General features: G+C 37.1%; 12 protein-coding genes. 6 read left to right on the forward strand and 6 right to left on the reverse strand.

The genetic code is table 11. The features are described 5' to 3' along the window. The first annotated feature begins 378 nt into the window (after positions 1 to 378). Both ebsA and H6G69_RS00385 read left to right on the forward strand, forming a co-directional pair. Positions 379 to 753 (forward strand): type IV pilus biogenesis protein EbsA, encoded by a 375-nt coding sequence (ebsA, locus tag H6G69_RS00380; RefSeq protein ID WP_190680431.1) that lies wholly within the window; start codon positions 379 to 381, stop codon positions 751 to 753. A gap of 330 nt (positions 754 to 1083) precedes the next feature. Next, complete coding sequence (locus H6G69_RS00385) at positions 1084 to 2178, forward strand: DRTGG domain-containing protein (RefSeq protein WP_190680433.1); 1095 nt, start codon at positions 1084 to 1086, stop codon at positions 2176 to 2178. A 38-nt stretch (positions 2179 to 2216) separates the two neighbouring features. Here the strand turns inward: H6G69_RS00385 and H6G69_RS34300 are convergent, their stop codons facing one another. After that, entirely contained in the window at positions 2217 to 2345 is a 129-nt protein-coding gene (locus tag H6G69_RS34300; protein ID WP_277883327.1) for a hypothetical protein, read from the reverse strand. A gap of 54 nt (positions 2346 to 2399) precedes the next feature. Here H6G69_RS34300 and H6G69_RS00390 point away from each other — a divergent pair, with 54 nt between their 5' ends. From H6G69_RS00390 to H6G69_RS00400, 3 genes are all read left to right on the forward strand, one after another. Further along, the gene (locus tag H6G69_RS00390) at positions 2400 to 2903 is read left to right on the forward strand and encodes a hypothetical protein (RefSeq protein WP_015112345.1); all 504 of its coding nucleotides are present in this window, start codon (positions 2400 to 2402) and stop codon (positions 2901 to 2903) included. A 110-nt stretch (positions 2904 to 3013) separates the two neighbouring features. Further along, complete coding sequence (locus H6G69_RS00395; protein WP_190680435.1) at positions 3014 to 3409, forward strand: MAPEG family protein; 396 nt, start codon at positions 3014 to 3016, stop codon at positions 3407 to 3409. Between the two features lie 66 nt (positions 3410 to 3475). Continuing rightward, the gene (locus H6G69_RS00400; RefSeq protein WP_190680437.1) at positions 3476 to 3967 is read left to right on the forward strand and encodes a YajQ family cyclic di-GMP-binding protein; all 492 of its coding nucleotides are present in this window, start codon (positions 3476 to 3478) and stop codon (positions 3965 to 3967) included. 92 nt (positions 3968 to 4059) lie between these two features. Here H6G69_RS00400 and H6G69_RS00405 read toward each other — a convergent pair whose 3' ends face one another. The 4 genes from H6G69_RS00405 to H6G69_RS00420 all read right to left on the reverse strand — a co-directional run bounded on the left by H6G69_RS00405 (position 4060) and on the right by H6G69_RS00420 (position 12087). Further along, on the reverse strand, positions 4060 to 4758 hold the full coding sequence (locus H6G69_RS00405; RefSeq protein ID WP_190680439.1) for a nuclear transport factor 2 family protein: 699 nt from the start codon (positions 4756 to 4758) through the stop codon (positions 4060 to 4062). Positions 4759 to 5358: 600 nt separating this feature from the next. Then, positions 5359 to 10776: an ATP-binding sensor histidine kinase gene (locus tag H6G69_RS00410; RefSeq protein ID WP_190680441.1), complete on the reverse strand. Its 5418-nt coding sequence runs from the start codon at positions 10774 to 10776 to the stop codon at positions 5359 to 5361. A 277-nt stretch (positions 10777 to 11053) separates the two neighbouring features. Beyond that, on the reverse strand, positions 11054 to 11611 hold the full coding sequence (locus H6G69_RS00415) for a glutathione S-transferase family protein (RefSeq protein ID WP_190680442.1): 558 nt from the start codon (positions 11609 to 11611) through the stop codon (positions 11054 to 11056). An 11-nt stretch (positions 11612 to 11622) separates the two neighbouring features. Then, entirely contained in the window at positions 11623 to 12087 is a 465-nt protein-coding gene (locus H6G69_RS00420; RefSeq protein ID WP_190680444.1) for a hypothetical protein, read from the reverse strand. Between the two features lie 515 nt (positions 12088 to 12602). Between H6G69_RS00420 and H6G69_RS00425 the strand changes: the two genes are divergently transcribed. Then, positions 12603 to 13310, forward strand: coding sequence for a tetratricopeptide repeat protein (locus H6G69_RS00425; protein WP_190680447.1), 708 nt, complete (start codon positions 12603 to 12605; stop codon positions 13308 to 13310). Between the two features lie 289 nt (positions 13311 to 13599). Here H6G69_RS00425 and H6G69_RS00430 read toward each other — a convergent pair whose 3' ends face one another. After that, complete coding sequence (locus tag H6G69_RS00430) at positions 13600 to 14010, reverse strand: hypothetical protein (protein ID WP_190680449.1); 411 nt, start codon at positions 14008 to 14010, stop codon at positions 13600 to 13602. Between the last annotated feature and the right edge of the window lie 43 nt (positions 14011 to 14053).

Genomic DNA, 14053 nt, shown 5'->3' on the forward strand with positions numbered 1-14053 from the left:
GATGAAGCAAAGTAATGACTAGCTAAACACAGCTTATGGTTATGAGGCATTGCAATAAGCGCGTTTATTGCCTAATGCTAGGTTTTTTTGCGGCTATTGCCCCAGCTTGAATAAAAGCTAATGCAGCCTTATTGTAACCGAAATTTTAATATTTCTTAGTAGTAACTTTGCTGGCACTATCACAAAGTCAAAACTAAAAAGACAAAATACAAAGAATTACTTATTTATTTTTTACATTTCTTTAATATTTTGGCAAAAGATTTTTACCGATTTTTCTTAGACTTACCATTCTGTAGTGTGGATTACAGAGATTTTTTTGGGAATACTATTGACAAAGATTAATATCCCCAGTTCAGCCAACTTGAGGAATATTCAACAATGTCTATTGAGCAACTACAACCTGCAACTCAGCAGCAAGCTAGCGTTTACTTGCCTTATATCCAAGGTACAAAGCGTAATTTCTTGCCTTATGCCATTAGTCTTTACCAAAAAGGTATTTTAGAAGGACACCGCAAGATAGAAGCTAGTGAAAATATTCCCTTTGTTGCTTCTTGGAATGTGGCAACTTTGCCTTCAGATTTGACTCGCTGTCGAATGCAGTTTGATGGTAATGCTGACCTCAATTATGAAGTGATGATGGCCAGCTTTGAGTTTATTAGTTTTTTGATTGAATTAATGGAAAACTATAAACGTTATCGTGTGCCGGACTTTTCTCAATCTTTTTATCGAAAATTGCTCCGTATTGATGAATAAACTGATTCCGTAAAGGTCTAGGGTGTAGGAAAGTAGGAAAAATTGCTTTTTCTGAAATCTACCCTATATCTTGATTGGCCGAGACATTGAGCTATAAGTTATTAACTAAATTTAGTATCAAGTTAAAAACAGTTCAGACATTAAATTTAAAACTCAGTATTTATCAGCTTCATCTCAGAAATACTGTCAATTAAAGCAAATATTTTAACCACAAAAATGTTAATTCTAAAAAACTATGCTCGCTAAGAGCGTAAGTCTTTTGCTGGAACCAACTAAAATTAGTAAACACCTAGCTGGGTTCTACTTCCTTTTGAAATTAGGAGTGCATGTGTGCCAAAATCTGCTAAATATCTGCTGATTGGCTCAACCGAAACTTACAGTGGAAAATCTGCAACAGTTTTGGGGTTATCTTATCAGCTACAGCAAAAAGGACTGGATATTGCCTACGGTAAACCGTTGGGAACTTGTTTGAAAACATCTGGTGGAACCATAGTCGAAGAAGATGTCCAGTTTATTGCGTCTAGTCTTAACCTAGCAGCGAACCGCATTGCGCCTACTATGTTGGCTTTAGATCAAGTCAGTGTGCAGAAACGTTTAAGTGGCGAAGATAATACTAATTATCGGCAGTCGTTAGTACAGGAATATTTACAAGTTTCTCGAGGAGATTTAGTCTTACTAGAGGGGCCGGGAAATTTAACAGAGGGTCATCTGTTTGATTTATCAGCGTTGCAAGTGGCGGAAGTTTTAGATGCGGCTGTGTTGTTAGTAACGCGTTATAATTCGCTACTATCGCTAGATGCTTTACTCACCGCAAAACAGCGCATAGGAGATCGCCTAGTTGGTGTTGTCCTGAATGATATTCCTGCCAAAGAACTAGAAATGGTGGAAAATATTGTCCGCCCGTTTTTAGAACAGCAGGATATTCCGGTACTAGGAACGCTACCAAAAAATGACTTACTACGGAGTGTCAGTGTAGGTGAACTAGTCAATCAGTTAAATGCCGAAGTTCTGTGTCGGAGCGATCGCTTAGATTTGATGGTAGAAAGCTTGGCAATTGGCGCGATGAACGTCAATGCTGCTGTCAAGTATTTCCGCAAACGGCGTAATATGGCTGTGGTGACAGGCGGCGATCGAGTAGAAATTCAACAAGCTGCCTTAGAAACATCTACCCAATGTCTCATCCTCACCGGGCAATTACCACCACCGCAATTTATTCTCAGCCGCGCCGAAGAACTAGAAATCCCCATTTTATCTGTTGACTTAGACACCTTAACCACTGTAGAAATTGTTGACCGCACTTTTGGTCAAGTACGCGTCCACGAACCGATTAAACTACAGTGTATTCGGCAATTGACCTCTGAGTATTTTGATATTGAGCGTTTATTATCTAAACTCGGCTTAACTCCGGCTGCGGTATTACCTTAATCTCATAACTGGAAAATTATGAGAGCATCAAGGCTCAGTCATCTTTGCCATATTTTGATGTTAATCAGGGTGAAGATAATTCGCTGCCATTTCTGATGGTGGCGAATTATTGTTTGATTGCTATATTCATAAATTGCAATAATGTCTGATTCAATTTGGCTGCTCATCTACACTCTGTTTGGTAGAATAGCTGGGTTGTTTAATTATGATTAATTCCATCTTTGAGCCAGTCAATAGACCTTATCAACCTCGATACATTAGCGCAAGAACTGGCGACAATCCAGCAAACAGGTTCTAAACGAATTGCTTTGCTGGGTTCACGTCATGTACCGATTACGCATCAAAATCTGATTGAAATGATGACCTATGCCTTGGTTTTATCAGGAAATCGGATTATTACCTCTGGTGCAACCGGGACTAATTCTGCTGCCATTAAGGGAGCAATGCGCGCCGATCCCAATTTGCTGACAGTCATTCTTCCCCAAAGCTTAGAACGTCAGCCTTTAGAGTCTCGCCAGCAGCTAGAACAGGTGATGCATTTGGTAGAAAATCCTAGCAATGATAATCTGTCGCTGGCTGAAGCTAGTTACATCTGTAACAAAGAGATAGTTTCCCGTTGCCAGCAATTAATTTGCTTTGCATTTCATGACAGCCGCACTTTGCTACAAACTTGTGGAGATGCGGAAGAACAAAGAAAAGTAGTAACTCTGTTCTACTTTGATTAGTCAAGAGTCAATAGTCAAGAGTCAATAGTCAAAAGTCAAATAACTGGGTGGCTATGGGCTATAGACGATGGACTATGGACTATAGACAATGGACTATGGGCTATTAACTAATGACTATTTTTTTGTACTGTATTGCCGCAGCTGCTGGATTAATTTATCTGCCGTTTTTAGTGGTGGGTTACGCTCGCTGGAGTGTGGGATATGATATGTCCGCACCTCGCGCTATGTTTGATAAATTACCAGCTTACGCTCAAAGAGCTACTTGGGCGCATCAAAATTCTTTTGAAACATTTATGATTTTTGCTGTCGCTGCGTTGATGGCATACATAACTAATGTTAATTCTGCTGTGGCGGTGGTGGCGGCGATCGCTTTTGTGGTGGCTCGTTTGCTATATTCTATTTTTTATATTTTGAATATACCGCTTTTGCGATCGCTTATGTTTGCTATTAGTTCTGTTGGCTCTGCCACTCTCTTTTTCTTGAGCATTGTGCAAGCAAACAATTAAGCGTAGGGAAGAGGAAACTATCGGTTACAAACTACCTCATCCACAATCTAAAATTCAACATTTTCTATGGCTTCTACTTACTCCTTTGACATTGTGAGCGACTTTGATCGACAAGAATTAGTTAACGCAGTCGATCAAGTTGTCCGCGAAATTACCAGTCGATATGACCTCAAAGATACTCAAACTACTGTCGAATTAGGAGAAAAAACCATAACTATTAATACTGACAGTGAGTTTACCTTAGACTCTGTACACAATATTCTGCGAGAAAAAGCTGCCAAGCGTAGTCTTTCTCAAAAGATTTTTGACTTTGGTAAAGTTGAGTCTGCTAGTGGTAACAGAGTCCGCCAAGAAGTTACTCTCAAAAAAGGTATCAGTCAAGATATTGGCAAACAAATTTCTAAACTGATTCGAGATGAATTCAAGAAGATACAAGCATCCATTCAAGGTGATGCTGTACGAGTTTCGGCTAAATCTAAAGATGAACTACAAACAGTCATCCAGAGATTAAAACAAGAAGACTATCCAGTCGCTCTACAATTTACGAATTATCGCTAGAGAACTGCAAAATTTACTTAAAAAAATAGGGCAGGTAATTTACCTGCCCTATTTTTTATCAACTCAATTTGAATTATTACATACCTATGAAATTAATTTTCAGAGCTAGGTATATACGGTCTCTGGGATGTTCTCAATGTATTACTAGAAGTATCAGCAGCAAAAGAATTAGTAGCTGTTGCACTAGAGTTAGAAGCAGCTGAATTAGCAGAAGCAGGAGAGGAAAGATTTAAGAAATCAATTAATTTAAGGGTGCGACGACTGATTTTCCAACTGCCTTTTTTATTTACAACTTCGTCTACATATGTACCGTTTGCAACATCAATACTAGTATCGGAAAGTACATGAGTAGCATGGAGATATGAAGACATTGATGCTTGATTATTTTTGACAGAAATGTTTACTGTTCCTATCAAATGTTGAGTAGCTTTGTATCCGTTTCCTTGAAATACTGAATACACAAACTTTGCCCAATCATTTGGATTATAGCTTGTTGCACTTGCTCCACTAGGAAAAATAGCAGTGATAACTGCATCTGGAGTAAAACAATTACTATAAATGTCTTTTCCTTCTTGCAGATTTCCCCTACCAATAGCGTCAGTGCCTAATGCGTAACACATTGCCAACTCTTGAATTTCTGACTCAGCATTAGTTTGAGATGCACTTGCTAGTTCAAATTTACCTCCGATAAATAACACCATGACTATTGCTATTAAAATCAAACTTAACCGATTTAATAGCATTGAAATAGTCCGAGATAATAATGGTTGACTACCTTTTATCGTCTCCATAGAATTCCTTACTAACTTTTATGGTTAATTGCCAAGAAATAATGTGATTTTACATGAATTTGTCAGCCTAAATTGACTGTAGATGAAAGTATTCATGAATCACTATTGGAATATTTTGGGGTTATCTATAATTTTTATAACAAGGCATTTAATTAAAAGTAATTGATAAATATAACGAAATTATTTCTATACAGAAAAAATGATAATAGTAATTAAAATTTTGAGAAGCTAAGTAAAACCCCTTTTAATTTATAAATATTTTATGTATCTGTATAAATTGCATAAAGTTAATAATACTTCCAGGACTTACGCAAAATTATGAAAAAACGAACCGCAAAGGGCGCAAAGGACACGAAGTTATAAGAGTTCGAGAGGGTTCTTGCGTAAGTCCTAACTTCCTATATATAGGACTCATATTTGATTTTTGAAAAAAATCCATACCCCAAAATCACTCTTTGTTACTCCCCACTACCCATTCCCTACTCCTAGGCAGATAATTTCAATAATCAAACCGGATTCTATATTTAATTACATACAAAAACTAAAATATCCCCGATTTTAGGAAAAAGTCGGGGATATCAAAACTGCTCACTTAAACGACTAACCGGAAATCGGAATAGAAACTATAAATTCGGTTCCTTCACCTATCACAGACTCACAACTTAAATTACCACTATGGTTATCTACAATAATTTGCCGACTAATAGACAAACCTAACCCTGTACCTTTACCTACAGCTTTAGTAGTAAATAAGTGCTGAAAAATAGATGATTTTACTTCTTCTGTCATGCCTTGAGCGTTATCTTTAATCTTGATAACTACATTTTTTGTATCTTCAGATATGGCAGTTTTAATAGTAATTTTTTGAGGATGATGAACTGATTTATCTCCTACTTTACTATTAGTTATAGCTTCATCTAAAGCGTCGATCGCATTCGCTAAAATATTCATGAATACCTGATTTAATTGTCCTAAATAACATTCCACTAAGGGAATATCACCGTACTCTTTAATAATTTCTATAGCGGGACGGTCATAATTGGCTTTAATCCGATGCTGCAAAATCATTAAGGTGCTATCAATACCTTCATGAATATTAGCTAATACTTTAGATGTTGTATCAGCCCGTGAAAAAGTTCGCAAAGAATTGCTGATTTCTCGAATGCGTTTTGTACCTGTTTTCATCCCTTCAATCATTTTAGGTAACTCTTCTAGCAAAAAAGATACATCTATCTCTTCTGCTTTTTCAGCAATATCATCACCAGGATTAGGGAATGTAGATTGATAAAGTTTTAAATAATCAATTAAATCATGAATCGCATCTTTGGCTAAATCAATGTTACCTGTAATAAATCCTACAGGATTATTAATTTCATGAGCTACGCCTGCAACCAAATTACCTAAAGATGACATTTTTTCACTTTGAATAATTTGGAGTTGGGCGGCTTGCAAATCTTGAAGTGATTGTGTTAATTGCTTTGACTTATCTTGCTCGGTAGTATACAAGCGAGCATTTTCAATAGCGATAGCCATTTGCGAAACTAGTACTTGCAATACTTTGACTCTTTCAGGAATAAATGCACCTGTTGAGATTTGATTTTCGATGTAAATAATGCCAGTCAGTTTTGATTGATAAATAATGGGCAAACACAGAATAGATTTTGATTCCTTGGCTTGAATATAACTATCAAATCGAAATGGCTCAGTATTACTCGCATTATTTAAAACTAAATTATCTTGCGTTTTTAAAACATAGTTAATGACTGATAAAGGGATATCTTGATAGTTATTCAGGGGAACTGATTGTAAAACAATAGCGTAGTCATCAATCACATTACCAGAGGCTTCAATATATAGTTCGTTATCTTTCACCAGTAATAATACTGCTTTTTGGGCGGCAGCATTTTCTAGTAAGATTTTGATTAACTTACTCAACAAGCTTTCTAGAACAATTTCGTTGGTAATTGCTTGTGAAACTTTGACAAAAGTATTAAAGTCTAAGAAATCACTTAAACCACTACTAGTAGTCGTACTGGTGGTCATGTGAGTTAAATCTGATTTGAGCTTAGAAGTACTGGAGACGTTGGTTTGTTGAACTAGGAAAGGATATTTGACTTCTAAATGCTTAACTTTAGCGATCGCACCCCAACGAATATAGGCATAATAAGCTTTAGTCAGATAAGTTTGATAAATTAATTCTTTATCTAAAGATTTGTAAAATTTGCCTGCTAACTCATAGGCTAAAGCTGCTTCTTGGATATAGCCATTTTCTTGAGCTTTGTTAATGGCAAGTTCATAGTAATCCATTGCTTCTAGCTTATGCCGCAAAACTTGGTATATTTCAGCTTCCACTAAATAGAATTTATGTAAATGATTCATTGGGGCATGAGTAGCCCAAAGTTCCATTTTGCGTTGATTATTGCGGACTTTTTCTAAAATAGATAGTTGTGTGGCTTGTGTAGCAGTGTGGTAAATTGCTAGTTGTGCTAAAGAATCGTAAAAATAAAATAATGGCACTACAAATAGCCCTGTAACGCCAGCTAAAGATTTTTCAGCCATGACAGCGTTATCTACCGCTTGTTCATATTCTTCAAAGAGATAACAGAGCATGAGCTTATTCACAAATAAATGATTCATGGTGTACAAGTCGTTGACTTGTTGATGAATTGGCAACATTATCTGCTCATTATAGATATCACCAGTTAAACAGCAAACATTTTCAACGTTACCGCGCAAGTTTAATACTGTTTGGAGATAAATTTTGTTCCAAGTTAAGGCTACTTGCTGTTGAATTTTTTGTAGAGAATCACAGTAAGCTACCAGTTCCGGTTCTAAAACTAATAGTTCTTTGCCTAGCCAAAATGAATGATAAGGATAGATATAACCACAGTAGCCAGCATATTCTAAATCTCCTGTTTCTAAACCACTAAAATAGCCAATTTTGGCAGTTGTTAGTGTTTCTTTTGCATGGGCTTGCCAATGCATAACATGAGCGCTGACAACCGTTAAAATTTTGGCTTTAATTTCCGAATTAAACTGAGATACTAGGTTTAATGCTAGTTTGCCAAATTCATAGCCAAAATTAATTTTTCCTTGCACACCACACATAATTAAACCGTAAAGGCTGTAGCCATAGGCAGAAACAGATGTGTTGCCATACTTTAAAGATAAATTGACCATTTCGCAAGCAATAATAGGCATCATCTCAGGAGCAGTTTGAAAGGCTGCTGGGAGAACTCCCATGAGAATTCGCATGGCGGCAATTTTTTGCGGATCGGTCATTAAGGGTAAGTTAATTAAATCAGCAATTGCTTGTCCTTGCAACTTCACAGCTATATCATCTATTCCTTGCTGAATATCGCTAGGAGTTGGTTTTTCAGGTAGTTCAATTCCTAATAAATTTAGTACTGATAATGCAGTTTGAATAGCTGTTAGTTGTTGGCTTTGAATAATCGCCGAGATAATTTTTACTTCATAAACTTTAACTTTATCTAATAAATTATTGGCATTTTGTAATACCACCTCAGCCCACTGCTGCATTTGCTCAAAGTTGCCACTCAAATAAGCAACTTCGGCGGCTCCTTCGTATAAACCTAAAGTTAATTTATATTCACTCTCCCAAGCATCTATACTTAAAAGTTCTATACCTGTTTTTAAATACTTCAGGGCTACTTCGTAAGCTGTAGATGCTTTGGCTTTTTGGGCTGCAATTAAATTTAACTTAGCTAACTCAGTTTTTTCGGCTTGTTCGGTTAAATAAGCAGTACCGACATTTAACTGATTCACAATATCAAAAATGTTAGCTTCAATTTCATTTTTCGGGGTATTTTTTAACAGCAGTTGACCGATTTTGAGATGAGTGGCTGTTTTATCAGCTTCGGGAATTAGTGAATAAGCTGCTTGTTGGACTCTATCGTGTAAAAACTTATAAGTGATGCGGGAAGTATCAACCTTCAAATTTACTGCTTCTTCTTGATTAAATACTAAAGGAATCCGGTAAGCTTCGTTAAGTGGTAGAATTAAGCCTGATTGTAATGCTGGGTATAAATCAGTAGCTGTAGCTGATGGCGATCGCTCATAAATTACTGATAATACATCTAAACTGAATCTATCACCTACACAAGCTGCTAATTTCAAAACATCCTGGGTAGTTTGTGGTAGCTTTTCTAGGCGGCTTGCCACTAATTCAACCACATTTTTATCAGTAATTCCAATAGCTTGAATCTCGGCTAAATTCCACTGCCATGTCACACTCTGAAAATCAAACTTTAAAAGTTTTTCTTGATAAAGTACTTGTAATAACTGCGTGATAAAAAAGGGATTACCACCAGTTTTATTAAAAATTAGTTCGGACAGTTGCCAAATATTTTGATGAAAAATATTAAAATTTATAGCACTATGGTGGCTGGTTTGTAATGTGTCAGCAATTAACTGCTGAACATTATTTAAATCTAAAGGTTGCAAAACTATATCATTAATCAATGTGCCATGATTCTTGATTTCGGCAATTGTTTGAATTAACGGATGAGTAGAGCTAACTTCATTATCTCTGTAAGCTCCAATAAACAATAAATATTTACTGTTGGGGTTGGTAGTTAAAATTTTGATTAAATTTAAAGTGGCCGAATCTGCCCATTGTAAATCATCCAGAAAGATAACTAATGGGTGTTCTTTCTGGGTAAACACTTGAATAAACTCTTCAAAAACCCGATGGAAGCGATTTTGGGATTCTGTAGCTCCTAATTGAGGTACTTCTGGTTGAGTGCCAATAATTAATTCAACTTCAGGAATAACATCAATAATAATTTTGCCATTATTGCCTAAGGCCGCTAATATTTTATACCGCCAGGTAGCAATTTTTTCTTGGCTTTCTGTTAATAAGCAGCGCACTAAATAGGAAAAAGCCTGAATTAATGACGCGTACGGAATATTCCGTTTTAATTGGTCAAATTTACCCGTAATAAAGTAACCTTGGCGATGAGTAATGGGTTTATTCACTTCATTAACTAAAGCAGATTTGCCAATACCAGAATAGCCAGATACTAAGATAACTTCACTAGTCCCATTAGTGACCCTAGTAAACGCCTTTAAAAGTTCTTGAACCTGGGTTTCTCTACCATACAAATTTTGAGGAATTAATAACTGACTTAAAACATCTAAACGTCCCGGGATAAACTCAGTAATTTCTTGTAGATATTCTAATTGATTGAGACAGAATTCTAAATCAACTAATAAACCCGTTGCACTTTGATATCTCTCTTCAGCGTTTTTCGCCATCAGTTTCATGACGATATCTGCAATGGCGGTAGGAATTTCAGGATTTAAAGCCTGGGGATTTAATGGTAAAACTGCAATATGCCGATAAACTACTTCTAAGGGATCATCGCTGAGAAATGGAATTTTTTTGGTTAGCATTTCATATAAAGTGACTCCCAAAGAATAAAAATCACTCCGGTAATCAAGAGTGCGGTTCATTCTCCCTGTTTGTTCAGGAGACATATAGGCGAGTGTGCCTTCAACACAGTTAGGATTAGTAAATTGGGGAGTTTCTTTATTCAGGCGTGAAGCTATACCAAAGTCTGCCAGTTTAACTTCATTTGAGTGAAAGTTAATGATGATATTACTGGGTTTGATATCTTTATGAATAATTTGGTGTTTATGAAGATAATCTAAAGCTTTAGTTAATTGAATTGTAATTTTTAAAGATTGTCTTAAGTCTAGTTTTTCGGTTTGTAAAAGTTGTGCTAAAGATTGACCGCCAAAGTCTTCTAATAACAAACCTACCCGATGATCAAAATTTTCTAAGCTAATAACTTTAACTATGTTGGGATGGTCTAAACCTTGTTGAATTTGATACTCATTTTTCAGACGAGTCAGAGCTTCTAGGGTGGGAAACTCATTTTTTAGCAATTTGAGGATGACCCGTTGCTGCTTTTCTGGCGTTTGCGCCCGATAGATAATTGTTTGAATTCCTTCATGAAGTGTAGAACTAATTTGGTATCCAGCTAGATTTACCATTGATTTTTAACTACAAGTTACAAAATTATCATTTCTCCCTTTTCTCTTCAAAAAGGGGTTCTGGTTTATTGTTCCCAGTAGTTAAAAGATTGTTACTATCGCTAGAAATAACGTTCTACATAACATTGCGATATAAAATTTTCGCAAACCGTTGATGCTTTAAGCATCGAAAATCTTTACTTTAATTTAATAATTTTGCGGTTTTTTTATCCGGATTCGCTTAACAACGTTATAAAATTTGTTAGTAGAAAAATGGTGGGACTAGCCCACCACCAAATTAAGGTCTTCTGCCAACACCTTTTTGAAACGCTGGTCGTTCAGACATTCGCTTGATGTAGTCTAAAACTGCTGGGTAGGCACTAAGGTCTAGTTTTAGCATCATGGGAATATAAGCCAAGATAGAGCCAACTGCCACATCAGCAACGGTGAATTCATCCCCTAATAAGAAAGGCTGTTGCTCAAAAATTTGATTTAAGGGAGTGAATAAACGGGGTAATTCTCGTTCTCTGGTAGTTTCGGTAAAAATTCCCGGAGCCAGAGTACTGTTTGCAAACAATACCCATTGATATAACTCGGCACGCTGTTCTAGCGACAGTGAGGTTTGGCCATATTTATCATTCAGGTACAGCAAGATAGCACCAGATTCCCAAAGCTGTAAGTTTCCATCAACTATTCCGGGAACTTTACCCATTGGGTTAATTTGCAGATACTCAGGCTTTAAGTGTTCGCCTGCTTGCATATCTAGCTGGACAAACTCATAGGGAATTTGTAGTTCTTCTAGATACCACTTAACGATGGAAGCGCGGCTCATCGCACCGCCGTAAAGTTTGAGCATAATAGTTTGATTTAAAGAACTTTATGGGTATGGGAGTGCTGCTTCACATTGTCTTCTTTGGTAACTACCCTGGCAGCGTTTAATACACGTTTGCGTTCTGTGGAATATTTAAAATCCGTGTAGGTTGTGCCTAAAGGAATTAAGGTTTTGGCGTTTTCGCTGCGCTTATAGGTGCGTGCTGCGGCAAATACTCGTTGGGCAAATTCATCGGCAAATTGAGCCGAATTGGGGAAACCTTCCAGGAGCCGTGGTTGCTCCCCAGTTAATACCGATGCCAAGGTTGTGGCACAAGCGAGTTTATAGGAAGTCGGAATACCCTTCATTAATGCTTCTAAGGATGCAGAGGGAATTGGCTCTATCACATCAACTTGATGTACTTCTCCATCTTCTTTAATGAAGCAGGTTGCGAGACCGATAACGACGTAATCATCGGCGGCTAAATCGGAAGTATCTTGAGGGGAAATTGCTGTTGTCATCGGAAATTTTCACAAGACTTAAAAATTGAGAGCGCGTAACTGAAAATTTTGCAAGTGTTAGATGCCCTTTCAGGGAGAAACACAGCACATCAAAGAAACTGTGATGGATTCTTGATGTTGCCATGTCTCTTGACCCTTTTCTCCATCTCTTTTGAACGGCTAGTAGGATTCTATCAAGTAGTTGCTCATTCAGAACCAAGGGATGCTCAAGGCACTCAAGCAGAATAAATCGAAAATTAGTGGTTGTAGTATCCAGTATTCCAGAGCTAATCCCCGTAAAGATTGATATTAGTTTTTTTCTGGAATTCTACTTGCGGGTGAAGTATCTATTACTAAGTTTAGGCATGAATTGTGGGTATAAGTCCAAGTTTTTGATTGGGTGAGTACCTACAATTTGACCGCGAATACGGAAAACCAAGTATTTAGAGACACATTTTAAAAATATAGGGTAGAGCTACCGCCAGAGAAAAAACTTTATTTTTATTTACAAGCGCAAGCGTCTTAGGCAGGGAGATATGAACAGTCAGTCATTTTTAACAGATGGAGATCGAGAAAATAATTTTTATAAATTTGTTATAAATAATCCTTTTAATTCCCCAGCATCTGACACTAGGCCGATATCGGCTTTAGAAGAAAGCGATTTACGCTCTTGGGCGTTGAAGTCAGCTAAACAAGGAAATTATACTCAAGCGATCGCCCTGTTGAACAAGTTAATTCAGCATCACCCGCAAAATGCGGTTGATTACAATAATCGGGGTTTAATTTATTTTCAAAGTGGTGACAAGCAAAAGGCTTTGGTGGACTACAACACAGCCTTACAATTAAATCCCAATTTAGCTGGTGCTTATAATAATCGAGCCAATTACTACGCAGCTTGTGGAGAGTTAATTGCTGCATTGGCTGACTATGACCAAGCTATTGATTTAAATCCTAGTTATGTCAGGGCTTGGATTAACCGTGGGATCACTTTACGCGATTTAGGGCAGTATGAAGAGGCAATTGATAATTTTGACATGGCACTGCTATTTGGTCAGCTAGAGACGCATATTTGGGCTGAACGCGGCAGAACTTACCATCTTTGGGGTGATTGGAATTGTGCTATTGCTGATTATCGTCGAGCTTTAGCAAAAATAACCTTGCTCGGCCGCAAAGGTGATATTGCTGTTTATCGTTTGCAGTTAAAAATGGAAAATTGGCTAGATGAACTTTTGGGCAAATGCTAATTTTTCCGGTTTCCCAACCACGATAGGCTGAATTAGTAGTGACATCAAGTTTGATGAAGGATGGAAACCCTGCAAGTGCTAATAGCTAATCTCTGATTACTGTAGCAGTCCTTGTAGCAGTTGCTTGACTTCTAATTCCCTGCCTATTTGAGGAGTTGAAAAATCAAATCGGATTGCTGGATGTAGCTTTTGAATAATTAGCTATTAGATATTTTTGATGTGTATACATCTATATAGGCATAAATTAAACTACAACTACCCCTCCTAAATCTCTCAATCAAGATTTTGTTTATGGGAGGGAATTTAAGTCTTTAATTTCTTTCCCATCCTGATTCATAATCACAATCAGTCTTTGGTTGGGTGAAAATTTATATCCTTGCTGTTCAATGATGCTTTTAGTTTGCCGAGGATCAAAGTTACGAGTGAATTCTGCTTGTAAGGTATTCACACGCCCTTCCATCAGTTTGACTTCAGTCCGAACTTCTCGCAACTTTTCTTGCTGTAACCAGTGATAAGGCACAAGTTGAGTCAAGGCGGAGACGGCGGCGGCGAAGACAGCTAAATTTACACCTATTTTGACTGTGGTTTCCAATGCCATTACTTGGTAAGAACGCTGGCGAAGATGGCGTTTTGGACGGGGTGTAACTTGGCGTTTTTGTATAGGTTGTAACGGCAGTTGAGATGGTTGGAAAGCATTCATAATTTTTAAAATAACCTCACTAGTTCAATCAAAGCACGACAAA

The organism is Nostoc sp. FACHB-110, from assembly GCF_014697425.1.
Classification (GTDB): domain Bacteria; phylum Cyanobacteriota; class Cyanobacteriia; order Cyanobacteriales; family Nostocaceae; genus Nostoc_B.